This is a genomic window from Microbacterium sp. NPDC089186 (assembly GCF_040685115.1).
GTDB lineage: Bacteria > Actinomycetota > Actinomycetes > Actinomycetales > Microbacteriaceae > Microbacterium > Microbacterium galbum.
Map to the genome: position 1 here is coordinate 1,276,820 of NZ_JBFBHJ010000001.1, position 22,221 is coordinate 1,299,040.

Here is a 22,221-nt window from a genome sequence, read left to right on the forward strand (position 1 = left end):
TCCGGTCTACTCCTGCCCGAGGCGACAGGCCTCCGCCCGAGGCGAATGGATACCCCGGACATAGACGGCGTTCAGCGGCGGAAGGTGCCTCGTCGAATGGGCGTGGCCGCCCACGCCGTGGCGACCGCCGCATCCAGCACGGCCCGGTCGGCGCGGGCGAGCTCACGGTGCGCGCGCACGAGCGCCGCGCGCGCACCGTCGGCGAACACCGCCGCGTCGCGCGGAGAGGATGCCGCGAGCGAGGCGAGGCATTTCTGCAGGCGCACCTGCACCTCGAGGAGCCCCGCTCCGTCGCGCGCCAGGGGACGGAAAGCGTCGGCGACGAGGTCGGGAAGCTGCGGGGCCGGGACGAACACATGCTCGTGATCGATGTCTTCGGCACGCTCGGTGGTGAGGGCGCGCGAGAACACGCGCTGAAGCGCGGCGATCACGTCGATGGCCGTCCCGGGATCGTTCGTCGCGGGGGAGAGGGCTCGCGTTCCGATCTCCGCGAGCGCGATCACGCCGAACCGCGGATCCTGCTCATACGTCCGGTGGTGCTCCACGCGGAAGGCGCGGACGACCCCGACGATCACGTCGTCCCCGGGGTCGCCGGTGACGAAGGCGAGGGGCACGCGCGAGTCGGCGGTCCGCCCGGGGGTGGCGCGCACGTGGATCTCGACGTCCGCCTGCCGCGCCAGTCGTTCGAGCCCCGCGACGTCGATGTGGGTGACGTAGCCGACCTCGTCGGCGTGGACGGCGACGGCGTCGACGGGAACCGGCACGGCGGCGCGGGCCCCGAGGGTCGGATACTCGGCGTGGAGTTCGAGCGACAGAGCCGCCGCCTTCTCGACGCGGTCGATGACGTCGGCCATCCGCCCGAATGTCGACAGGTGCGAGATCCACCGCAGCAGCGTCACGACGACGATGGCGATGATCACCAGCGTCGCGACGAAGAGGATGGACCGCCCCTGCTGCTCGTAGTAACCGGTGGAGAGCGCGACGATGCCGACGAGCGAGAAGGCGAACGCCCCCACGAAAGTCGAGACGGCGTTCTGCGAGGTCGGATCGGCGATGAGCAACTGCGTCGACCGTGGCGTCGCGGTCGTGGTCGCCGACGAGAAGGCCGTCACCATGGCGGTCACCGAGAAGGTGCTGACGGTCAGCATCGCCGTCGCGATGATCTGCAGGAGGGAGTCGACGGCGCCGTCGCCCAGCGAGAAGCTGAACGAGAACGGCAGGAGCGGGCCGATGAAACGGGCGGCGAGGGCGACGACGATCGCGATGACCGTGAAGATGGCCGCGCGCACCCACACTCGGCTTCCGAGCCGGAGGAAGAAGGATGCCAGCGCTCCGCGCGTTCTCGTCGCCATGCGTCCGACGCTACCGAGCCCCGGCGTCACGCCACGGGGGCTGGACGCCGTCATCGCGGGCGGTCGGTAGACTCGGCTCGTCCAGGAGGGTTGTCCGAGCGGCCGATGGACCTGGTCTTGAAAACCAGTGGGCAGCAATGTCCCGTGGGTTCGAATCCCACACCCTCCGCAACGCGAAACGCGGGCCCCGCAGGGGTCCGCGTTTCGCGTTATGTCCGGCTGAGCGGGAGTCGAACGGGGGTGGGCCCACGCCGCCGGAGCGGGTGAAACGCCCGGTCCTCACGGCATTCACAGCCGTGGATCCCTAGTATTGCTGCGACCTTCGGCTGCCGCGCCGGGGTCGACGTGCTGCCGGGCCGGTGGCATCCGTCGTGAAAGGACCCGAGTGAGCAAGACCACCACCCCGCGCGGTCCGAGGACCGTCGCCCGCCACGGGCGGCTCACCTCGCCCGGTCCGCTCGGCCAGCTGTTCCGCGGTCTCGCCATCGTTCTCGCCGTGCTGCTCGTCTCGGGCGGAACGGTGCTGGCGTACGCCGCGGTCGACCTGACTCGCAGCTTCACCGCCGACGCCGTCGAACTGAAGAACCAGCCCGCGGTACCGCCGGACCTCGGTGAGCTCAAGGGCGGCGTCAACATGCTGCTCATCGGCACAGACGAGTGCGAGCCCGAGTTCGCGGAGCTGTTCGGCGACCGGTGCACCGGCGCCGACTCCGAGGGCAGCCTCAACGACGTCAACATGCTCGTGCACATCTCCGACGCGCCGCGCCGCGTGACCGTCATCTCGTTCCCGCGCGACCTCATGGTGCCGATCCCCTCGTGCACCGACAAAGACGGCGTCGAGCACTCCGCGATGAGCAAGCAGCAGATCAACAGCGCCTTCTCCTACGGCGGCCTGTCGTGCGTCGTGGAGACGATCTCCGACCTCAGCGGTCTCGAGATCCCGTTCGCCGCGAAGGTCAGCTTCGGCGGCGTCATCAACATCACGGATGCCATCGGCGGCGTCGACGTGTGCATCGCGAACGGCATCAAAGACCCGTACACGGGCATCGACTGGCCCGCCGGTATGCGCACCGTGGTCGGTCTCGACGCCCTGCAGTTCCTGCGGACCCGTCACGGCGTCGGCGACGGCGGCGACCTCGGCCGCATCTCGAACCAGCAGCAGTACATGTCGCGACTGGCGAACAAGCTGAAGAGCCAGGAAGTGCTCTCGAACCCCGCCACGCTGTACAAGCTGGCCTCCACTGCGCTGCGCAACGTCGATCCCTCGACGTCGCTGATCAACCCGCTGACCCTCGTCCAGATCGCCTCGGCGGTGAAGGACGTGCCCTTCAGCGAGATCGTGTTCATCCAGTACCCGACCTACACCGATCCGTCCGACCCGAACCGCGTCGTCCCCGACCGCGAGGATGCCGACACCCTGTGGGCCGCGCTGGCCGCGAACCAGCCCCTGCAGTTGTCGGGCAACCTCAGCGACGGCGACGGCGTGATCGCCGACGCGAACGCCACGCCGGCCCCGTCCGACACCGCGGCTCCCGCGCCGACCGACGCCGCGACCGACGCCCCGTCGGCGGGTGCCGACGCGACCCCGACCCCGGGATCGACCCCCGGCACGGTCGTGCTCCCCGAGGGCATCGCGGGTCAGACCGCCGCCCAGGCGACGTGCTCGAACGGCAACGTGCGTCAGTGACGCCCGGCCCCGCTGCCCGGCATCCGGACTTCGGTTTCGGATGCCGGGCGGCATCCGGTTAGTATTGACCGGTGTGCTCGCGCCGCAAGGTTCGATCACCTGGAGACGTCGCATAGTCAGGCCTAGTGCACCACCCTGCTAAGGTGGAGTCCCCGTAAGGGGACCGAGGGTTCAAATCCCTCCGTCTCCGCAGAAAAAGCCCCGGTTCGCCGGGGCTTTTCTCGTTCCGGATGCCGATGTCGTCGGCGACCGCCGGTCTCACCCGCGCCGCAGCTCCAGGGCGCTGAGCCCCGGCATCCCGAGCCAAGAGCGACCGTCGGGCGCGTCGACGACGGTGAGCAGCACCGCGTCGCAGGAGCGGCATCGCACGACCGCGCCCATCGTGGACGCGTAGACCGAGGCGGTGGCGAGCAGGCCTCGGATGCCGCAGTGCGTGCAGCGCACCTCGGAGCCGCTGGCATCCCACCCCAGGAGATCGTCGAGGCGCCCGGCCAGGGCGTTGCCGTCGAGCACGGTCATCACGAACCTCCGAACCTCTCGGTGCGCACGCGCGACGGCGCGTGTCCCTGCTCGATCAGCCACCCCGCCACGGCCTCGACGAACGGCGTCGGACCGCAGACGAACACGCGTGGCTCCTCCGCCGCGGGGATCACCGCGGCGCGCACCCGATCGGCGGTCAACCGCTCGGGCGGGATCGCCCATGCCGCCGGGGCGCTGCGGGTGTAGACGACCTCGAGGTCGAGGCGGTCGTCGCGCGCCGTGAGCGCCGTCAGTTCGTCGCGGAAGAACATGTCGTCAGCCGATCTCACCGAATACAGCAGGCGGAAGGGGGAGGCGTCGGCGCTCTCGGCGTGCGCAGACGCCATCGCGAACAGGGGGACGACCCCCGACCCTCCCGCGATCAGCTGCACCGGTGCGGGGTCGGCCGACGGCGTCCACACGAAGAAGGCGCCGAGCGGACCGTGCACCTCGATGCGGTCCCCCTCGCGCAGCTCGTGCACGAGGAAGGGAGAAACCTCTCCGTCGGGCACCTCGTCGACAGCGAGCGTGATCCGCGTCCCCTCGCCCGAGGAGGCGATCGAGTACGAGCGGCTCGCCTGATAGCCGTCGGGGGCGGTCAGTCTGACGTCGAGGTGCGAACCGGCGTCGTTGCCCGGCCAGGTGGGCACGTCGAGCTCGATGCGCCGCGCGGTCGACGTCTCGGGGCGCGTCGCGATGACGGTGGCCGCGTGCCAGGATGCCGGTCGACGCGTCACCCGTACCGTTCCTCGCGCCAGGGGTCGCCGTGCAGGTGGTACCCGTTCTGCTCCCAGAATCCCGGCTTGTCGGATGCCATGGTGATGAGTCCCTGCACCCACTTCGCGCTCTTCCAGAAGTACAGGTGCGGCACCAGCAGGCGGGCGGGGCCGCCGTGCTCCGGGGTGAGGGGCGCACCGTCGGCCTCGAAGGCGATCCAGCTCTTCCCCCCGAGCAGATCGTCGAGGGCGAGGTTGGTCGTGTAGCCGCCGAAGGAGTGCACCATCACGTAGCGGTGGCTCGTGTCGACCTCGGCGAAGACTCGGTCGAGCGAGACGCCGCGCCAGGGCATGTCGAGCTTCGTCCAGTGCGTGACGCAGTGGATGTCGACCGTGACGTCCTCCATGCCGAGCGCCTGGAACTCCTCGAGGTTCCAGCGATGGACGCCCTTCTCGGTGCCGATCGCGAACTCCCACGCCGCGGCGTCGACCGCGGGGGTCGGCCCCGCCGACAGCACCGGCCAGTCCGACACGAGGGTCTGGCCCGGGGGCAGGCGGGGATCGCGTTCCCGACGACGACCGCCGAAGCCGCGGGTGATGAATGACATGTGCTCCCCCTGCCGATCCCGTGAGGATCACCCTAGCCACGCCGACGGGCTCTCGACAGGGGACGGGCGGCGACGCCAGCCACCGCGGCATCCACCACGCACCCGCTAGTGTCGTCCCGCGGCGTGCACACGCCGGCATCCTCACCCCCCGGGAGATACGCACATGTCGGTCGGTCTGCTCGCCGTCGTCGATGACATCCTCAGCGCCGCGATGCGCGCGAGCGCCAAGACCGCGGGCGTCGTCATCGACGACGCGGCCGTGACCCCTCAGTACGTGCAGGGATTGTCCCCGGCGCGGGAACTGCCCGTGGTGTGGAAGATCGCGCTGGGCAGCATCATCAACAAGTACGTGATCATCATCCCGATCGCGCTGCTGCTGACCGCCTTCGCACCGTGGGTTCTGCCGTACCTGCTCATCATCGGAGGCTGCTTCCTGTGCTTCGAGGGCGCGGAGAAGGTGCTCGAGTGGTTCGGCGTGAGCCACGGTGAGCACGACTCCGACGAGCCCCGCGACGAGAAGAAGCTCGTGCTGGGCGCCGTGCGCACCGATCTGATCCTCAGCACAGAGATCATGCTGATCGCGTTGTCCAGCCTCGACCCCGGGCTCAGCATCTGGATGACGCTCGCTGCACTCCTCGTCATCGGCCTCGCCATGACGCTCGTCGTCTACGGCGCCGTCGCGCTCCTCGTGAAGGTGGATGACATCGGGCTGCGGTTCATGAAGAGCCCCTCGCGCGCGGTCCGACGCTTCGGGGTGCGGGTCGTGGCATCCATGCCCGCCGTCTTCCGCGTCATCAGCGTCATCGGCACCGTCGCGATGCTGTGGGTCGGCGGGCACCTCGTGCTGCAGAACCTCGAGGAGACGTTCTGGGCGGGCCTCTACGAGCTCGTCCACCTCGTGACGCACGCGATCGAGGCGGCGGGTCCAGTCGTCGTGTGGATCGTGGAGACGGCGATGTCCGCGGTCTTCGGGCTGGCGCTCGGGTTGATCATCGTCGGGGTGGTGACGGGGGTGCAGCGGGTCGTGCGCCGCAACGCCTCCGCCGACGCCGGGCACTGATGCTGCGCGCGGGCGCAGGGATCTCCGCTGCAGCCGGTCGCTGATGCGGCGCGTGCCGGTCCAGGGCCGTGGCCGCGGGCGTCGACGATTCGAACGCTCGCGAGTCAGGCGCGGCGGGCCTCGCCGGCTTCGACCGCGCGCTCGATACCGGCGATCAGCTCGGGCCACAGCTCGGGCACGATGAAGTGCCCCATACCGGGGTGCACCTGCACCTCGGCGGAGCGCAGGGCCTCGGCCATGTCGACGGCGGCGCTCCAGTGCAGCACGTCGTCGTCGCGGCCGTGGAACACCAGTGCGGGAACGTCGAGCGCGCGGAGCGCCTCGAGTCGCTCGGGAGCGCGCAGCAGCGCGGACCACTGACGGGAGAAGCCCTCCGGGGCGTAGCCGCGGTCGAACGCCTCGACGGCGGCCCACGTGTTCCATTCGACGTCGAGCGGGTAGCGCTCGCCGGCGGTAGAGGCGGCGAAAGCCCTCGCTCCGGCGCGCACCTCGTCGCGGCTGTAGCGGACCGGTTCCCGCATGAGCTCGGGACGCTCGTCGTGCAGGATGTAGCGCGGGTCGCGGCCCGGGATCGTGGAGAGCAGGCCGAGGCTGTGCACGCGCTGCGGATGCCGGATCGCGGCCATCTGCGCCATCATCCCGCCCATGGAGTGCCCGACGAGGTGCGCCGCGTCGATCCCGAGGTCGTCGAGCACGCGGATGACGTCGTCGCCCATCTCCTCGAGACCGTAGCCGCCGTCGATGTCGTCGGGACCGCCGAAGCGGGCCGACAGGCCGACGTCGCGGTTGTCGAAGCGCACGACGTGGAGGCCGCGTCCCACGAGCGCGGACACGAAGTCGACGTGCCAGGCGATGAGCTGCGCGCCGCCGCCGGCGATCAGCACGACCGTCGGCGCAGAGGGGTCTCCCGCGGTGTCGTAGAAGATCGCGGGGTCGGGGGTGAACGGCATCCGGGGTCCTTCGGGTCGTGTGCGAGCGACGATAGCCCGCGTCAGTGGGGCGACGGTATGGGCGCGGACCCCACCCCGGCGAGGACGGGGATGGATGCCGCGCACGTCGCGCCGAGGTCACGGGACAGGTCCGCGGCGAGGGCGCGGGCGGCCTCGCGGAGCTCGGGCAGGCGCGCAGAGACGTCTTCCGTCGCCCCGACGATGCACGCCGCGGCCGCGACGAGACCAGCGGCGTCGCGGACCGGGGCCGAGACCGACGTGATGCCGAACTCGTCGATCGAGCGCATCGTGAGCGTCCCGTCGGCGCGCACCCGCTCGACGCGGCGCACGAACTGCTCGTATTCCGCAGCGCCGTGGCGCCGAGGGAAGAGCTGCGCGAGCTGGGCCGCGTCGAAATCCATCGCGAGCGTGGGGCCGCCGTCGGAACCGACCAGGGGGTGCGGGCGGCCGAGCCAGGGCGCCATGCGCAGTCCCTCCCCGAGCGGCTCGATGTGCTCGACCATCGTGAAGCTGCGCATGCCGGTGAGCGTCGTGACGAAGACGCACGCGCCGACCCGCTCCGCGGTCGCGGCCGTGCGGGCGGGACCGTCGAGCGCGAGGGTCGGGGCGAAGGCGGCACGGTGCCACGCGTGGATCGCGGGATCGACGTGGAGGGCGTCGGTCTCGGCGTCGCGGGCGAGCAGGCCCGTGCGCACGAGAGCGTCGGCCGCTCGACGCGCGCGGTCGAGGCGCAGCCCGATCGCGGAGGCGGCGGCCGTGACGGAACGGGGGGAGTCCGCGATGACCTCCGCCATCCGCACGGCTGCCTCGATCGCCCGGGTCGGTCCGACGCCGGACCCGGCGACGGGAGCGGGCCCGCCGTCGCGCGTGGGCGCCGGGCGGTGCGCCCGCGCGAGCGCCCGCTCGAACGCGTGACGGGCGTCGGTCAACAGGCGGCGGATGCGCGGGCGTGCACGGGCGGCGCGGTACACCGGGAGCGACACCGCGAGAACGGCGACACGACGACCGTCGGGGGCGGTGAGGACGACGGCGATCTCGACGGCACGGCCGATCTGCGACTCCACGACCACCTCGCCGGCGCCGTCGGGCGACGCCGCCCGCACGAGCGCGCGCCGCGGGTCGTCCACGCGGTCGCCGATCACCGCGGGCACGTGCAGGGTCCACCCCGACGCGACGGTCGCCACGATCCGCGCCCCAGCGCTCTCGGGGGCGGCCAGCACGACCGTCTCGGCGGTGTCTTGCGCGAGGCGGTGCAGCTCGAAGTGCACGGTCGGCCCGAGGGCCGCGGCGGCGCGTCCCGACAGCGCGACCGCCCGGGCGCCCACGCCGTACGTGCCGTAGCCGTCGGCCCGCCGGAGGAGTCCCGCGTCGGCGAGCTCGGCGCAGAGGCGCGAGGCGGTGCTGAGCCCGATGCCGGCCGGGCGGGCGATCGCGGCGAGGGAGAGTGGGGCGGTCGGGTCGGCGCGTCCGGCGACCGCACGCAGGACCGCGACGGCCTGCTCGACGCGCGCGGTCACGGCATCCCCTCGTTTCTGCAAAGTGGTCGGCGATGAATTGCTGCTGATGGTGACCGTAACAGGGCCGCGACGAGCGATTCGAATAATTGCCGGTATTCGCCGGGCGCCCGTCCGGCTCTCGGGAGGATCCGTCATGGAGGAATTCGACGTCGCCGTCGTGGGACTCGGCGCGCTCGGCAGCGCGGCCGCGTACCACCTGGCTCGTCAGGGCGTCCGCGTCGTCGCGTTCGAGCAGTTCGAGCTCGGGCACGTGCGTGGCGCCTCGCACGACACCTCGCGCATCGTGCGCACCTCGTACGGATCGGCCGCGTACGTGCGCTTCGCGCAGGCGGCCTATCGCGAGTGGGCGGCGCTCGAGGCGGCCACCGGCGAACGCCTGCTGACCATCACGGGCGGCGTTGTGTTCATCCCCGACGACGGCCCGTACGACGCGGCCGACTTCGCGCGCAGCCTCTCCGACAGCGGCGTGCCGTTCGAACTGCTCGGCCCCGACGAGGTGCGCGCGCGGTGGCCGCAGTTCGCGGTCCCCGAGGGGGTGACGTGCGTGTACACCCCCGACTCGGGGATCGCCCACGCCGCCCGCACCGTCGCGACCCTGCAGATGCACGCGCGCGTCCTCGGCGCCGATCTGCGCGATCGCACCCGCGTCGATCGCCTCCGCCCCGACGGCGAGGGCGTCGTCGTCTCGACATCCGGCGGCGATGTGCGGGCGCGCCGGGTCGTCGTCGCCGCGGACGCGTGGACGAACGAGCTGCTCGAGCCGCTCGGCATCCGGATCCCGCTCGAGGTGATGCAGGAGCAGGTCAGCTATTTCGCACCCGCCGACCCCGGGGCGTTCGACCCCGATCGCTTCCCGGTGTGGATCTGGGAGGACGAGCAGTGCTTCTACGGGTTCCCGACGTACGGGGAGCCGACCGTCAAGGCCGCGCGCGACGTGTCGGAGAACTGCATGACGCCCGCCGAGCGCACCTTCGTGCCCTCGCCCGAGCGCACCGCGGAGCTGGCGGCCTTCCTCGCCGCGACGATCCCCTCCAGCGGTGAGCTGCTGCGCACGGTCACGTGCCAGTACGCGCTCACGCCCGACCGCCGTTTCGTCATCGGGCCGCTCATCGAGCACCCGGACATCATCGTGGCGCTCGGGGCGGGGCACGCCTTCAAGTTCACGCCCGCGATCGGTCTGGCCCTGGCCGAGCTCGCGACGGGTGGCGACACCACCGACGATTTGGCGGCGTTCGCGGTCGACGCGACCGCCGTCCCCGCGATGTGAGGCCGGCATGCAAATACAACGACGCGGCGACGGTCACCACGACTGGAGCCTGTACGAGGGGGATGGTCGGGTCGGCATCGAGTGGTACTTCGCGGATACCACGGCCCTCGGCGCCCACGTGATGCTCTACCACCTGGCCCCCGGTGCGTCCGAGGGCGAGCACCGGCACCTGACCGGGGCGGCGGACAGCTGTTCGGCCGAGAGCAGCGACGAGATGTACATCGTGACGCGCGGCGAGGTCGTGTTCTCGACGGACGGCGACGAGCGCGTGCTCGCGGCGGGGGACGCGGCGTACGCCCCGGCCGGTCTGCGGCACGGCGTGCGCAACGCCTCCGCCGAGCCGGCCGATCTCGTGCTCGTCTTCGGCCCGCCGCGCGGGGAGGCGGCGGCATGAGGCACAACGCCGACTACGCCCTCGACGACCTCGACGCGGTCCGCGCGCTCGTGGACGAGAACCCCTGGGCCACGCTCGTCAGCCACATCCCGGGGCGCGGGCTCGTGGCATCCCACTACCCGGTGCTCGTCGACGCCACCGCCGACGGCCTCGCCCTCGTGAGCCACGTCGGCCGCCCCGACGAGGCGCTGCACGAGCTCGGCGCCCACGAGGTCCTGGTGATCGTGTCGGGACCCAGCGGGTACGTCTCGCCGAGCTGGTACGACACCTCGCCCGCCGTGCCCACGTGGAACTTCGTCGTGGCGCACCTGTACGGCATCCCCGAGATCCTGAGCGACGACGAGAACCTCGCCGTGCTCGATCGGCTCGTGACGCGGTTCGAGGCGCCACTGCCGAACCCCTTCCTGATGCACCACAGCCTCGAGAACACGGCGTACGCCGAGCGCATCGTGCACGGAACGGTCGGCTTCCGCCTGCCCGTGACCCGCCTCGAGGCGAAGCAGAAACTCAGTCAGGACAAGCCGGATGCCGTCGTCGACCGCGTGATCGCGGCGCTGCGCGCCCCCGGCCCCTACGCCAACCCGGCCCTGGCCGACCGCATGGATGCCATCCGCCCCCGAGAGGAACAGAACAGACGATGACCGGATTCGTTGGCGTGGACGCCATGGTGCGATGGGTCGCCACGCACGGCGCTGAGCGACTCATGACCGACATGGTCGCCTACCTGGAGGCGGACTACCGCCGGTGGCCGTCGTTCGACAAGGTCGAACGCATGGCCAGCCACACGCCCTTCGGCGTGATCGAGCTCATGCCCATCAGCGACCCCGACACGTACGCGTTCAAGTACGTGAACGGGCACCCGTTCAATCCCGGCCGCGGGTATCAGACCGTGACCGCGTTCGGCGTGCTCGCCGACGTGCACAACGGCTACCCGGTGTTCCTGTCGGAGATGACGCTTCTCACGGCACTACGCACCGCGGCGACCTCGGCGATGGTCGCGCGCCGTCTCGCCCGCGCCGACGCGTCAACGATGGCCATGATCGGTGCGGGCAGTCAGGCCGAGTTCCAGGCCCTGGCCTTCCGCGGCGTCCTCGGCGTCGACCGCCTGCGGGTCTACGACGTCGACCCCTCGGCCACAGCCAAGCTCGTGCGCAACCTCGCGCCGCTCGGCTTCGACATCGTGGTGTGCGACTCCGCGTCGGATGCCGCCCGCGGCGCCGACATCGTGACGACCTGCACCGCCGACAAAGCGGCGGCGACCGTGCTGAGCGACGCCGATGTGGCATCCGGAATGCACATCAACGCGATCGGCGGCGACTGCCCCGGCAAAACCGAGCTCGACCCGGCGATCCTCTCGCGCGGACCCGTGTTCGTCGAGTACACGCCGCAGACGCGAATCGAGGGCGAGATCCAGCGCGTCGCCGCGGACTTCCCCGTGACCGAGTTCTGGGAGGTGCTCTCCGGCCGGCGACCCGGTCGCACCGCCGATGATCAGGTGACTATCTTCGACTCGGTCGGCTTCGCGATCGAGGACTTCTCGGCGCTGCGGTTCCTGCGCGACAGCGTCGCGGGCACCGAGCTCGCGCTCGAGATCGACCTCGTGGCCGCCCCCGACGATCCCAAGGATCTGTTCGGGCTCGTCGGCTCCCCGGTGCCGGCACTGTGAGCACGCTCACTCTGCGCTCGGTCCGGCCGTACGGGGGCGGCGAGCCCGTCGACGTCGTCATGCGCGACGGTCTCATCGAGACGATCGCCCCGACGGGCGCGGTGCCGGCCGCGGGCGAGGTCGTCGACCTCGACGGACGCTTCGTCGGCCCCGGCCTGTGGGACGCCCACGTGCACTTCACGCAGTGGGTCATCTCCAGTCGCCGCGTCGACGTCGGCGGCACGAACGGTCCCGACGAGGTCGTGGATGCCGTACGCCGGGCGCTGCGCGCGGGAGCGCCGCGCACCGACGGCGTGCTCGTCGGCTACGGCTACCGCGACGGGCTGTGGACGACGCCGACCTCGCTGCGCGCCCTCGACGAGGCGTTCCCCGACGACCCCGTGGTACTCGTCGGTGGCGACCTCCACTCCGGGTGGATGAACTCCCGCGGCGCCGAGCGGCTCGGCCTCAGGCCGGACGACAGCGGCGTCGTCGCCGAGTTCGAGTGGATCGCCGCGCTGCAGCGCTTCCAGCAAGCGGCATCCATTCCGGTCGAGGCATACGGCGAGGTCGCGGAGGCGGCGGCGCGTCGCGGGATCGTCGGGATCGTCGACTACGAGAACGTGCCGAACTTCCGCGAGTGGCCCGAGCGGGTCGCCGCCGGGGTGCGTTCCCTCCGCGTCGACGCCTCGGTGTGGCCCGACCGGCTCGAGGAGGCGCTCGCCGCGGGGCTGCGCACCGGCGACGACCTCGACGCGGACGGCCTCGTGACCATGGGCCGGCTCAAGATCGTCTCCGACGGCTCGCTGAACACCCGCACCGCCTGGTGCTGGGACCCCTACCCCGGAGCCGACCCGCACGCCGAGCACGGGTGCGGGGTGCAGAGCGTCCCCGTCGAGGAACTGCGCCGGTTGCTCGTGCGCGCGGGAGAGGGTGGCATCCTGCCCGCCGTCCACGCGATCGGCGACCGCGCGAACACCGAGGTGATCGAGGTGTTCGAGGAACTCGGGATGCCGGGCATCATCGAGCACGCCCAGCTCGTGCGCGATGCGGACTTCGCGCGGTTCCGTAGGGCGGGACTGGTCGCGAGCGTGCAGCCGGAGCACGCCATGGACGACCGCGATATCGCCGACCTGCACTGGGCCGGTCGCACGGGGCGGGCTTTCGCGTTCGGATCGCTCCATCGTTCGGGAGCCGAGTTGCGCCTCGGCTCCGACGCCCCCGTCGCCCCTCTCGACCCGTGGCACGCGATCGCCGCGGCGACGGCGCGCAGTCGCGGGGACCGCGACGCATGGCATCCCGAACAACGCCTGCCGCTCGACGTCGCGCTCGCCGCGAGCAGTCGGACGAAGACGGCGGTGGGGCAGCCGGCCGACCTGGTCGTGGTCGACGCGGACCCCTCTTCCTGCGATCGCGATGCTCTGCGCAGCATGCCGGTCGCTGCGACCCTGCTCGGCGGGCGGTTCACGCACCGGGCGGTGTGAGGCGGCGTCCGCGCGGGGAGGGCGCGGCGGCGGGGCAGAGGTGCGGCGGCGCGGCGGCGGCGAGAAACGCTCCCGCTGTCGAGACACGCGGTGTCGCGGCGTGTCTCGGCAGGAACGGCGTTTATCGGCGCTGAGCGGGGCGGCCGCGGGCGTCGCGGCGGGGCGTCGCGCGCGTCGCGGCGGGGCGGCGCGGCGGTGGCGCGGGGGTGCGACGGGATGGGGGCGATAAACGCCGTCTGGGCGGAGACACGCGGTGTCGCGGCGTGTTTCGGCAGGAACGGCGTTTATCGGCGCTCGGCGAGGCGCTCACGGTGCGGCGCGGACGGTGCGGCGCGAACAGCGCGGCGGGCGAGGCCGGGCAGGGCGGAACGCATCGCCCTCAGACGTCGAGCACCAGCGACGAGCCCGCCCGCGCACGCGACACGCACGTGTAGATCACGCGGGCGTCGTCGTCGACGGTGAGCGAGTCGCGGTGCTCCACCGCGCCGTCGAGCACCGGGATCGCGCACGACCCGCACACGCCGCGCAGGCACGACCCGCTCACCGCGACCCCCGCCCCCTGCAACGTCTCGCGCAGCGACCGGGTCGCGGGCACCTCGACGGTGACGCCCGAGCGGGCGGCGGTCGCGGTGAAGGGCTTGCTCGGGCCGAACTCCCGTTTCCGCGGCTCGAACCGTTCGAGGTGGATGCCGGATCCCTCGGGCAGCGTCGGGGCGAGGGCGAGCAACGCGTCGGTGAACCCCGCGGGACCACAGGCGTACACGTCGGTGCCGGGGGCGATCGCGCCGAGGACCGCGGCGAGGTCGAGGCGGCCGTGCTCGCCGCTGACGTGCACGCGCGCGCGTTCGCCCAGGGCGGCGATCTCGTCGGCGAACGCGACCCCGTCGCGTTCGCGGACGGCCACGACCATGCGCCAGTCCGCACCGGTGGATGCCAGGTGCCGCCCCATCGCGAGGATCGGCGTCACCCCGATCCCGGCGGCCAGCAGAAGGTACCCCGGGGCCTCGCCGAGCTCGAAGAGGTTGCGCGGCGGCCGCACCCAGACCGTGCTGCCGTCGCGGAGGAACGCGTGGATGTAGTGCGAGCCGCCCCGGGAGAGCTCCTCGCGGCGCACGGCGATGCGGTACGACGCGGTGTCCGCCGGGTCGCCGCACAGCGAGTACTGGCGCTCGTGCCGGGTGATGAGCTGCACGTCGACGTGCGCTCCCGGCTGCCACGCCGGCAGGGGGGAGCCGTCGGCGTTCTGCATCCGGATGCTGACGATGTCGGGCGTCTCGCGGGTGATCTCCCGGACCACCAGGGGCATCAGCCCCTCTCGGGTGCGCACGTCAGTACAGCGCCTGGTAGGCGCCGGTCATGGCGTCGTCGATGACGTCGCCGACCGCGGCATCCCAGCCCGAGGTACTCGCCCAGATCTGGCCCGAGCTCGGTACCTGGGTCGCAAGGTCCTGCATGTCGGCGTCCCATAGACCGCCGCGCAGCAGCGCGCGACCGCAGTGCAGGTACACCTGCTCGATGCGCAGCACGATCGCGAGGTCCGGCACCGTGTGGTCCTGCTCGAGCGTGCGCAGCAGCGTCGGGTCGTCGGTGACGATCGCGGCGCCGTTGATGCGCAACGTCTCGCTCATGCCGGGCACGAAGCACAGCAGGGCGGCGTGGCCGTTGTCGACGATGTTGCGCATCGAGTCGGCGATCTTGTTGCCGAGGCGATCGGGGATCGCGACCGTCCGGTCGTCGATCGCCCGCACGAAGCCCGGGTAGTCGCCTCGCGGCGAGTTGTCGCACCGTCCGTCGCGGTCGGCCGTGGCGAGCGTGGCGAAGGGGGAGTGGGCGAGGAAGCGCAGGCAGTTCTCGTCGAGGCGATCGGTGATCTTCTGCAGCGAGGGCCCCTCGGGTTCGCCCAGCGTGCCGCGGATCTCCTCGAGTCCGAGCGCGCGGAAATCGGTGGAGAGCATGCCTCCGACGCTACCCGGAGCCCGATCCCGGCTCATCGTCTCCAGGGCACAGGATCGAGGGGTCGATCTGTGCCCCGGGCACACCTCGCGTGCGAGGACCTCAGCGTCCTGACCCGATGAGCCGCACACGGCACGCCAGTTCGACGGCGAAGCGGGTGTCGGGGTCGTCGAGGTCGACGTCGAGTAGTTCGCGCACGCGGCGGATGCGGTAGCCCACGGCGTTCGGATGGAGGTTCAACTCGCGTCCGGCCTGGGCCAGCGAGTTGCGGTTGCCGAGGTACGACAGCAGGGTGCGCACGGCGGTGGCCGATCGCTCCGCGCCGAGCGCGTCGAGCGGATGCAGCAGGTCGTCGAGCAGGTTGCGGCTGACCGGGGAGGCGTAGAAGTCGAGCAGCAGACGCCGCAGCCCCGTCACGTCGGTGAGCTCGATGGCATCCAGTCGTCCGGCCGCGATCGCCGAGTCGGCGGCGACGCGCGCCTCGGCGGCCGTCTGCCGGAGCCCTGCGGCACCCGTCTGAGGCGTTCCGAGGCCCACCGTGTACGTCCAGTCGTCGCCCGCCAGCCGGCGCGCCTGCTCCTGCACGCGCACGATGACGTCGCGGAGGCGTCGTTGATGATCGCCGGCGCCGTGGTCCTCGCTGCTGACGAGGATGACGTCGTCCTGGAGGAACGCGATGTGCCAGAGCTCGTCGCGGTCCTCGATGAGCTGCAGCGTGAACAGCTCCAGGGCCGCCTCCACGAAGCGCGGCGCGCGCAGCCCCGTGTCGACGCGGTGCTGCGGCCGCATCCAGGCCACCGCGTGCGACAACTGCAGGGGCAGGCCGAGGCGCGCGGCGGGCGCGACGAAGCCGTCGACACGACCGGCCTCGGCGAGGATCAGCTCGACGATGAGGTCGGCGCGGGACTGGTTGGGGGCGAAGCGATCCTGCAGGTGCCGCTGCATGGCCCGCGACACGAGGGAGGCGACGACGGGGAGGGCCACCGTCGCCGCGGGGTCCGAGGTCTCCGCGACGAGCCGTCCGATGGGCACCTCGCCGGCGAAGACGGCGTCGGCGTCGGTCCACGACGTGGAGGGGTCGTCCTGCACGCGGACCCTCACTCCGAGCGCGGTGCCGGCGGCATCGAGGATCGCTGCCACGGCGTCGGATGCGCCGGCGGACGCGGCGGCCGTCGCCTTCTCGACCGCGAACGCCGCGCGCGTCATCGACTCCGCGGCGCCGCCGCTGATGACGCGGTCGATCGTGACCGCGAGGTCGGGGGCTCGCGCCGCGAGCGACACGAGCACGGGCACGCCCCCGCGTTCGGCGAGCACGCTCGCGGTCTCGGCGGGCGCGAAGCCGGCCGGCATCACCAGGCCGGCGAGACCCCGCGCGCTCGCCTGCCGGAGGGCCACGTCGACGAGGTACGAGGCGGGCGGATCGTCTCCCGCGACGACGGCGAGCGTCCCCGCCGGGAGGGAGGGCAGCTCCGACAGCGCGGCGACGTCGACGCGCTCGATCACGGCGCCGCCGCGGGGGCCCGCGGCGAGAGCGACGCCGAGACGTTCAGCCTGGGAGAGGAGGTCCGAGGTGGTGAGCTGTGCCACAAGCACAATGTACGCCGATTCCCTGTCGCCCCACCACATTGTCGGTCGCCCGAGTGCTGCCTAGGGTCGTGTCATGGCATCCCCGTCCCTCGTCCCGCCGACCGCGGTCCGCGCCCCCGAGCACGTCACCGCCGACGACATCGCCGCCCTCGCCGCGGGGGCCGCGATCTTCGGCACCGGCGGCGGAGGGGCGGTCTACACCTCGCAGCTCACCACCGAACGCGCGATCCGCGAGCACGGCCCGGTGCGGCTGCTCTCGGTCGACGACCTCGGGCCGGACGACGCGGTCATCATGATGAGCGGCATCGGCGCTCCCACCGTCGGAATCGAGATGCTCTCGTCGGTGCAGCAGATCGAGACGCTCCTGCACGAGGCCGAGCGCGTCGCGGGGCGCAGGATCACCGCGATCATGCCCGCTGAAATCGGCGGCAGCAACGGCGTCTCCCCGGCCGGCTGGGCCGCCCGCCTCGGCGTTGCACTTTTGGATGCCGATGGCATGGGCCGCGCGTTCCCCGAGGCGACCATGATCTCCACGAATGTCGCCGGAGTGCCGTGCGACTTCGCCGTGCTGAGCGACGTCGTCGGAAACGTCGTCACGCTGCGCACCGTCGACCTGGGTTGGCTCGAGCGGCACGCCCGCGCGGTCACCGTCGCCGCCGGCGGCATCTGCCTCGGCGCGCACTACCTGCTCACCGCCGAGACGGCCCCGGGGGCCGTCATCCCGGGCACGATCAGCACCGCGATCCGCGTCGGTCACGCGCTCCTCGAGGCCACCGACCCGGTGACGGCGGTCGCCGCGGAGCTCGACGCCGACGTGTTGATTACCGGCAAGATCGTCGACGTCTCCCGGCGCACCGAGGGCGGCTTCGTCCGCGGCTCCATCACGATCGCCGGCATCGGCGACGACCGCGGGCGTCTGCAGCGCGTCGAGCTGCGCAACGAGAACCTCGTCGTCCTGGAAGACGGCGAAGTGCTGGCCACGGTGCCCGATCTCATCACCGTCGTCGACCTCGAGACGGGCCACGCGATCTCCACCGAGATGCTCCGGTACGGCCAGCGCGTGTCGGTGCTCGCGTGGGCGTGCGACCCGCTGTGGCGCACCGAGCGGGGCCTCGAGCTCGCCGGCCCCCGCGCCTTCGGCTACGACCTGCCCTACGTCCCCTTCGAGCGGAAGGATGCGCGATGAGCGCCGTTCGCGACCTGTCCATCGGCGTGGACGTCGGTGGCACGAACACCGACGCGGTCGTGGTGGATGCCACCGGCTCGGTCATCGCCTGGACCAAGCAGCCCACGACGGCCGACGTCATCGGCGGCATCCGGGCGGGGATCGCCGCGGTGCTCTCGCAGCTCGGCGACGACCGCGACCGCGTGTCGCGCGTGATGCTCGGCACGACCCACGCCACCAACGCGATCGTCGCGCGACGCGGACTCGACCGGGTCGCGCTCGTGCGCCTCGGCGCGCCGGCCGCGACCGAGTGGCCGCCGCTCACGGGATGGCCCGACGACCTCAGCGACCAGGTCCTGGCCGGTGCGGCCATGCTCGGCGGCGGGCACATGGTCGACGGCACGCCCATCTCCCCGCTCGATCGCGACGGCATCCGTCGCTTCCTCGACGGTCTGGGCGGCGGTTTCGACAGCGTCGCCGTCTGTGGCATCTTCAGCCCGTCCTCCCCCGAGCAGGAGCGTGAGGTTGAGCAGCTCGTGCACGACCACCTCGGCGAGGCGGTCCCGGTGTTCCTTAGCCAGGACATCGGTCCCGACGGACTCCTCGAGCGAGAGAACGCCACCGTGCTGAACGCTGCCCTGCGCGGCGTGGCGAGCGACGTCACACGCGCGCTCGTCGACGTCGTCGCGGAGGAGGGCCTCGACGTCGCGACGTTCTTCGCTCAGAACGACGGCACACTCATGTCGCTCGACTACGCCGTGCGCTACCCCGTGCTGACCATCGGCTCCGGACCGGCGAACTCGATCCGAGGCGCGGCGTTCCTCTCCGGCGCGCAGAACGCCATCGTCGTCGACGTCGGCGGTACCACGAGCGACCTCGGCGTGCTCGTCGACGGCTTCCCCCGCGAGTCCACGCTGCCCCGCGACATCGGCGGCGTGCGCACGAACTTCCGCATGCCCGACATCCTCAGCCTCGGTATCGGCGGCGGCACGGTCATCGACCCGCGCACCGGTGCCGTCGGCCCCCGCTCGGTCGGCTACCGCATCGCCGAGGAGGGGCTGCTCTTCGGCGGCTCCACCGCCACACTGACCGATGCCGCCGCAGCGGCCGGCCACGGCATCCCGGGCCGCTCGCTGCCGACGCTGTCGTCGGGGCAGCGCGACCTGCTGAGCCGCGCCCTCGCCCACGCTCACGAGCGCATCGAGGAGGCCGTCGAGCGCCTGTCGCTCGGCCGGGTCGACCTCCCCCTCGTCGTCGTGGGCGGTGGCGCCCTCCTCGTCCCCGACGACCTGCCGAGTGCCGGCGACGTCCTGCGTCCCGACCGGGCCGACGTCGCCAACGCGGTCGGTGCGGCCATCTCCCTCGCGGGAGGCCGTGCCGAGCAGATCTCCGACGCCGACGACCGGGATGCCGCGATCGCGGCCGCCTCGGAAGCGGCGATCGCCAAGGCCATCCAGGCGGGGGCCGATCCCCTCGCGGTCGAGATCGTCGACGTCCTCGAGACGTCGCTGTCGTACACGGCCCGTCCCACTCTCAAGGTGTCGGTGAAAGCCGCCGGCCCCCTGAGCCACCTCGCCGCGCCCATCCCCGCGCGCTGACACGCCCGCACCACCCGCCCGCACCACCCCTCGAGCACCACGTCTGGCACCACTGACGCTTCACCCGAATCAAGGAGCAAGGCCATGAAACGCAGCACCCTCGTCCCGGCGGCCGCCGGGGCCGCCCTCCTCGCACTGACACTGGCGTCGTGCGCCGCGCCGTCCGACAACGGGGGAGGTGGGGGCTCGGTCGTCTCGGGCGGCACGTTCGTCAAAGCGATCAGCGACGACCCGGGCGACCTCGACCCCATGAAGACGGTCTCTCCCGACACGTTCGACGTGGTCACGATCGCCTACGAGTCGCTCATCTACGTCACTCCCGACGGCGGGTACGAGCCCTGGCTCGCGGAGAGCTGGACCGACGAGGGCACCTCCGCCACCTTCACCCTGAAAGACGGCATCACCTGCGCTGACGGCTCGCCGTTCACCGGGCAGACCGTCGCCGACAACCTCAACTACAACGCCGACCCGGCGAACGCGACCTTCTCGTACGGCACGGTCATCACCGAGGCCGTCTCCGCCACCGCCGAGGGCAACGTCGTCACGGTCACCAGCACCGTCAACGACCCGTTCCTGGCGGTCAACCTCGGCTCGATCATGATGGTCTGCGATGCGGGCCTCGCCGACATCGCCTCGCTGTCCGACACCACCGACGGCACCGGTCTGTTCCAGCTCAGCGAAGCCCGACCGGGCGACGCCTACGTCTTCACCAAGCGCGACGGGTACACCTGGGGCCCCTACGGGGTCACCGGCGACACCGAGGGCCTCCCGGACACGATCGAGGCCCGCATCGTGTCCGACCAGAGCACCGTCACCAACCTCCTGCTCTCCGGCGAGCTGAACACCGGTGTGGTCACCGGTCCCGACCAGGACCGTCTCGAGGGTGCGGGCATCGAGTACACGGGTGTGCGCAACCCCGTCGGACAGATCCTCTTCAACGAGCGGGAGGGACGACCGTTCTCCGACCCGCTCGTGCGTGAGGCGCTGTCGACCGCGATCAACCGCGACGAGGTCGGACCGGTCATCGCCGGGGCGACGGGACTGCCCTCCAGCGGTCTCGTCATGAAGACGCCCCTCCTGTGCGTGCAGGACCCGCCCGGCTGGTCTCTGCCGGCGACCGACCTCAATCGCGCCGCGGACCTGCTCGACGAGGCCGGCTGGACCCTCGGTTCCGACGGCATCCGCCAGAAGAACGGCCAACCGTTGACGGTGAAGTTCATCTACGACGCGCCGACCGCTTCGCACGCCCCCGCCGCGGAGCTCGTCAAGGAGACCTGGGACAAGCTCGGCGTCGTCACCGAACTGTCGGCCAACGACGCCGCAGCGTGGTCGGACCAGCTCTACACGAGCTTCGATTGGGACACGGGCTGGGTGCAGATCGCCCCGGGCAGCCCCGTCGTGCTCGACCTGTTCTTCGGGGGAGCGACCCCCGATCAGGGCGGTCTGAATTTCATGTTCGTCGACAACCCGGAGTACAACGCCCTCGCCGCTCAGGCGAAGACCGCGGCGCCGGATGCCGCGTGCGGACTCTGGCAGCAGGCCGAGAAGGAACTGATCGACCGCTTCGACACCTTCCCGGTGATCGACAACATCCTGCCGAACTACATGAGCGGCGCGACCTTCGAGCAGCCGAACTTCCTCAACCCGACCTCGATCCGGATGCAGGGCTGACATGACCGCGACCCCTCCGCCCGCCGTCGCCGACCTGGCCGCCGCCCCCACCGCGGCCCTCGCGGTGCGGGCGGAGGGGCGCGCGCCCGCCCCGCGGCTGTCGCCCCGGGTGACCTTTCTCCTGCGCCGTCTCGGCCGCCTCCTCGTCTCGCTCGTCGTGGTGGTCGTCGCCTCGTTCTTCCTCGTGCATCTCGTGCCGGGCGACCCCGTGCGGGCGGCCCTCGGCATCCAGGCCTCGCCCGAGCTCGTCGCCGCGACCCGCGCCGAGCTCGGTCTCGACAAGCCGATCCCGGTGCAGTTCCTCGACTACGTGGCGAACCTCCTGCGCGGCGACTTCGGCGAGTCGATCCGCACCGGTCGCTCGGTCGCCGAGACGATCGGGCAGCGTTTCCCGGCGACCGTCACCCTCGGCGTGCTGAGCTTCCTCGTCGCCCTGTTCGCCGCGGTGCCGCTCGGCATCGGCGCGGCCGTCGCTCTCCAGCGTCCCGGCCGGAAGGTGGCCGACGCCGCGGTCTCGGGAGTCCTCGGCATGCTCATCGCGGTCCCCGGCTTCCTGCTGGCCGTCGGGCTGATCGCCCTCTTCGCGGTGCAGCTGAGATGGCTGCCCGCGGCCGGGTGGGGTACGCCCCAGGATGCCGTTCTCCCCGTGCTGGCGCTCGCTCTCGGCCCCATGGCGTACCTGGCCCGCATCGTGCAGGTGGAGATGTCGGGCGTGCTCGGTGCCACATACATGACCACCGCCCGTGCGAAGCGCCTGCCCGGCCACCTCGTTTACCTGCGTCACGCGCTGCCGAACATCATCACCGCCTCGCTCACGGTGAGCGGTCTGCTGCTGAGCGGGATGATCGCCGGCACGGTCCTCATCGAGACCGTCTTCGCGATCCCCGGCATGGGCGGGGTCATGGTGCCCGCGGTCGGGGCCAAGGACTACCCGATCGTGCAGGGGCTCGTCATCGTGTACGCCCTCATCATCCTCGGCGTGAACCTTCTCGTCGATCTCATCCTCGTGACCGTCGACCCGCGGTCCTCGATCACGGAGGGCTGAGCC

At 71.7% G+C, this 22,221-nt stretch carries 20 protein-coding genes and 2 tRNA genes; 13 read left to right on the forward strand and 9 right to left on the reverse strand.

Annotated elements, in window-relative coordinates; all coding sequences use genetic code 11:
• Positions 1–71: 71 nt before the first annotated feature.
• Entirely contained in the window at positions 72–1,352 is a 1,281-nt protein-coding gene (locus AB0N82_RS05955) for a DUF2254 domain-containing protein (RefSeq protein WP_363389264.1), read from the reverse strand.
• 84 nt (positions 1,353–1,436) lie between these two features.
• On the opposite strand from AB0N82_RS05955, the gene AB0N82_RS05960 reads away from it, so the two are divergent.
• The 3 genes from AB0N82_RS05960 to AB0N82_RS05970 all read left to right on the forward strand — a co-directional run bounded on the left by AB0N82_RS05960 (position 1,437) and on the right by AB0N82_RS05970 (position 3,229).
• A tRNA-Ser gene (locus AB0N82_RS05960) sits at positions 1,437–1,521 on the forward strand.
• 216 nt (positions 1,522–1,737) lie between these two features.
• On the forward strand, positions 1,738–3,039 hold the full coding sequence (locus AB0N82_RS05965) for an LCP family protein (protein WP_363389267.1): 1,302 nt from the start codon (positions 1,738–1,740) through the stop codon (positions 3,037–3,039).
• 101 nt (positions 3,040–3,140) lie between these two features.
• Positions 3,141–3,229 (forward strand) — tRNA-Ser (locus tag AB0N82_RS05970).
• A gap of 68 nt (positions 3,230–3,297) precedes the next feature.
• Here AB0N82_RS05970 and AB0N82_RS05975 read toward each other — a convergent pair.
• From AB0N82_RS05975 to AB0N82_RS05985, 3 genes are read right to left on the reverse strand one after another with little or no spacing between them, the layout of a single operon-like run.
• Positions 3,298–3,558: a DUF6510 family protein gene (locus AB0N82_RS05975; RefSeq protein WP_363389270.1), complete on the reverse strand. Its 261-nt coding sequence runs from the start codon at positions 3,556–3,558 to the stop codon at positions 3,298–3,300.
• Positions 3,558–4,295 carry a ferredoxin reductase gene (locus AB0N82_RS05980; protein ID WP_363389273.1) on the reverse strand — a complete coding sequence of 246 codons (738 nt, stop codon included), beginning with the start codon at positions 4,293–4,295 and terminating at the stop codon, positions 3,558–3,560. Before AB0N82_RS05980 ends, AB0N82_RS05975 begins: the two co-directional genes overlap by 1 nt.
• Positions 4,292–4,882 carry a molybdopterin-dependent oxidoreductase gene (locus AB0N82_RS05985; protein WP_315994515.1) on the reverse strand — a complete coding sequence of 197 codons (591 nt, stop codon included), beginning with the start codon at positions 4,880–4,882 and terminating at the stop codon, positions 4,292–4,294. Before AB0N82_RS05985 ends, AB0N82_RS05980 begins: the two co-directional genes overlap by 4 nt.
• Positions 4,883–5,045: 163 nt before the next feature.
• Here AB0N82_RS05985 and AB0N82_RS05990 point away from each other — a divergent pair, with 163 nt between their 5' ends.
• Entirely contained in the window at positions 5,046–5,942 is an 897-nt protein-coding gene (locus tag AB0N82_RS05990) for a DUF808 domain-containing protein (RefSeq protein WP_363389276.1), read from the forward strand.
• A gap of 104 nt (positions 5,943–6,046) precedes the next feature.
• Here AB0N82_RS05990 and AB0N82_RS05995 read toward each other — a convergent pair whose 3' ends face one another.
• Both AB0N82_RS05995 and AB0N82_RS06000 read right to left on the reverse strand, forming a co-directional pair.
• The gene (locus tag AB0N82_RS05995; RefSeq protein WP_315994517.1) at positions 6,047–6,892 is read right to left on the reverse strand and encodes an alpha/beta hydrolase; all 846 of its coding nucleotides are present in this window, start codon (positions 6,890–6,892) and stop codon (positions 6,047–6,049) included.
• A 41-nt stretch (positions 6,893–6,933) separates the two neighbouring features.
• Complete coding sequence (locus tag AB0N82_RS06000) at positions 6,934–8,409, reverse strand: helix-turn-helix domain-containing protein (protein ID WP_363389279.1); 1,476 nt, start codon at positions 8,407–8,409, stop codon at positions 6,934–6,936.
• A 133-nt stretch (positions 8,410–8,542) separates the two neighbouring features.
• On the opposite strand from AB0N82_RS06000, the gene solA reads away from it, so the two are divergent.
• Genes solA through AB0N82_RS06025 form a run of 5 tightly spaced genes read left to right on the forward strand, consistent with a single transcriptional unit; the run spans position 8,543 to position 13,199 of the window.
• On the forward strand, positions 8,543–9,676 hold the full coding sequence (gene solA / locus AB0N82_RS06005) for an N-methyl-L-tryptophan oxidase (protein ID WP_363389282.1): 1,134 nt from the start codon (positions 8,543–8,545) through the stop codon (positions 9,674–9,676).
• Between the two features lie 7 nt (positions 9,677–9,683).
• On the forward strand, positions 9,684–10,070 hold the full coding sequence (locus AB0N82_RS06010) for a cupin domain-containing protein (protein WP_363389285.1): 387 nt from the start codon (positions 9,684–9,686) through the stop codon (positions 10,068–10,070).
• Positions 10,067–10,711 (forward strand): FMN-binding negative transcriptional regulator, encoded by a 645-nt coding sequence (locus AB0N82_RS06015; protein WP_363389288.1) that lies wholly within the window; start codon positions 10,067–10,069, stop codon positions 10,709–10,711. Before AB0N82_RS06010 ends, AB0N82_RS06015 begins: the two co-directional genes overlap by 4 nt.
• Positions 10,708–11,736 carry an ornithine cyclodeaminase gene (locus tag AB0N82_RS06020; protein WP_363389291.1) on the forward strand — a complete coding sequence of 343 codons (1,029 nt, stop codon included), beginning with the start codon at positions 10,708–10,710 and terminating at the stop codon, positions 11,734–11,736. The genes AB0N82_RS06015 and AB0N82_RS06020 overlap by 4 nt, the downstream gene beginning before the upstream one ends.
• Positions 11,733–13,199 carry an amidohydrolase family protein gene (locus AB0N82_RS06025; RefSeq protein WP_363389294.1) on the forward strand — a complete coding sequence of 489 codons (1,467 nt, stop codon included), beginning with the start codon at positions 11,733–11,735 and terminating at the stop codon, positions 13,197–13,199. The genes AB0N82_RS06020 and AB0N82_RS06025 overlap by 4 nt, the downstream gene beginning before the upstream one ends.
• 379 nt (positions 13,200–13,578) lie before the next feature.
• On the opposite strand, the gene AB0N82_RS06030 is transcribed toward AB0N82_RS06025, so the two are convergent.
• The 3 genes from AB0N82_RS06030 to AB0N82_RS06040 all read right to left on the reverse strand — a co-directional run bounded on the left by AB0N82_RS06030 (position 13,579) and on the right by AB0N82_RS06040 (position 16,739).
• Positions 13,579–14,505 (reverse strand): PDR/VanB family oxidoreductase, encoded by a 927-nt coding sequence (locus tag AB0N82_RS06030; protein ID WP_363389297.1) that lies wholly within the window; start codon positions 14,503–14,505, stop codon positions 13,579–13,581.
• 22 nt (positions 14,506–14,527) lie between these two features.
• Positions 14,528–15,154 carry an MSMEG_1061 family FMN-dependent PPOX-type flavoprotein gene (locus AB0N82_RS06035; RefSeq protein ID WP_315994525.1) on the reverse strand — a complete coding sequence of 209 codons (627 nt, stop codon included), beginning with the start codon at positions 15,152–15,154 and terminating at the stop codon, positions 14,528–14,530.
• 100 nt (positions 15,155–15,254) lie between these two features.
• A complete protein-coding gene (locus AB0N82_RS06040) occupies positions 15,255–16,739 on the reverse strand; it encodes a helix-turn-helix domain-containing protein (RefSeq protein ID WP_315994526.1) in 1,485 nt (494 codons plus the stop codon).
• Between the two features lie 73 nt (positions 16,740–16,812).
• Here AB0N82_RS06040 and AB0N82_RS06045 point away from each other — a divergent pair, with 73 nt between their 5' ends.
• From AB0N82_RS06045 to AB0N82_RS06060, 4 genes are all read left to right on the forward strand, one after another.
• Positions 16,813–17,925 carry a DUF917 domain-containing protein gene (locus tag AB0N82_RS06045; RefSeq protein ID WP_315994527.1) on the forward strand — a complete coding sequence of 371 codons (1,113 nt, stop codon included), beginning with the start codon at positions 16,813–16,815 and terminating at the stop codon, positions 17,923–17,925.
• A complete protein-coding gene (locus tag AB0N82_RS06050) occupies positions 17,922–19,502 on the forward strand; it encodes a hydantoinase/oxoprolinase family protein (protein ID WP_363389301.1) in 1,581 nt (526 codons plus the stop codon). Before AB0N82_RS06045 ends, AB0N82_RS06050 begins: the two co-directional genes overlap by 4 nt.
• Before the next feature lie 84 nt (positions 19,503–19,586).
• A complete protein-coding gene (locus AB0N82_RS06055) occupies positions 19,587–21,173 on the forward strand; it encodes an ABC transporter substrate-binding protein (RefSeq protein WP_363389304.1) in 1,587 nt (528 codons plus the stop codon).
• Between the two features lies 1 nt (position 21,174).
• On the forward strand, positions 21,175–22,218 hold the full coding sequence (locus AB0N82_RS06060) for an ABC transporter permease (RefSeq protein ID WP_363389307.1): 1,044 nt from the start codon (positions 21,175–21,177) through the stop codon (positions 22,216–22,218).
• Positions 22,219–22,221 lie beyond the last annotated feature (3 nt).

Excerpts from the sequence above, each read along its gene's own strand:
- AB0N82_RS05975 (WP_363389270.1), bottom strand. The coding sequence starts at position 3,558 with ATGACCGTGCTCGACGGCAACGCCCTGGCCGGGCGCCTCGACGATCTC.
- AB0N82_RS06055 (WP_363389304.1), top strand. The coding sequence starts at position 19,587 with ATGAAACGCAGCACCCTCGTCCCGGCGGCCGCCGGGGCCGCCCTCCTC.
- AB0N82_RS06030 (WP_363389297.1), bottom strand. The coding sequence starts at position 14,505 with ATGCCCCTGGTGGTCCGGGAGATCACCCGCGAGACGCCCGACATCGTC.
- AB0N82_RS06015 (WP_363389288.1), top strand. The coding sequence starts at position 10,067 with ATGAGGCACAACGCCGACTACGCCCTCGACGACCTCGACGCGGTCCGC.
- AB0N82_RS06050 (WP_363389301.1), top strand. The coding sequence starts at position 17,922 with ATGAGCGCCGTTCGCGACCTGTCCATCGGCGTGGACGTCGGTGGCACG.
- AB0N82_RS05995 (WP_315994517.1), bottom strand. The coding sequence starts at position 6,892 with ATGCCGTTCACCCCCGACCCCGCGATCTTCTACGACACCGCGGGAGAC.
- AB0N82_RS06060 (WP_363389307.1), top strand. The coding sequence starts at position 21,175 with ATGACCGCGACCCCTCCGCCCGCCGTCGCCGACCTGGCCGCCGCCCCC.
- AB0N82_RS05985 (WP_315994515.1), bottom strand. The coding sequence starts at position 4,882 with ATGTCATTCATCACCCGCGGCTTCGGCGGTCGTCGTCGGGAACGCGAT.
- AB0N82_RS05955 (WP_363389264.1), bottom strand. The coding sequence starts at position 1,352 with ATGGCGACGAGAACGCGCGGAGCGCTGGCATCCTTCTTCCTCCGGCTC.
- AB0N82_RS06010 (WP_363389285.1), top strand. The coding sequence starts at position 9,684 with ATGCAAATACAACGACGCGGCGACGGTCACCACGACTGGAGCCTGTAC.
- AB0N82_RS06045 (WP_315994527.1), top strand. The coding sequence starts at position 16,813 with ATGGCATCCCCGTCCCTCGTCCCGCCGACCGCGGTCCGCGCCCCCGAG.
- AB0N82_RS06035 (WP_315994525.1), bottom strand. The coding sequence starts at position 15,154 with ATGCTCTCCACCGATTTCCGCGCGCTCGGACTCGAGGAGATCCGCGGC.
- AB0N82_RS05990 (WP_363389276.1), top strand. The coding sequence starts at position 5,046 with ATGTCGGTCGGTCTGCTCGCCGTCGTCGATGACATCCTCAGCGCCGCG.
- AB0N82_RS06020 (WP_363389291.1), top strand. The coding sequence starts at position 10,708 with ATGACCGGATTCGTTGGCGTGGACGCCATGGTGCGATGGGTCGCCACG.
- solA (WP_363389282.1), top strand. The coding sequence starts at position 8,543 with ATGGAGGAATTCGACGTCGCCGTCGTGGGACTCGGCGCGCTCGGCAGC.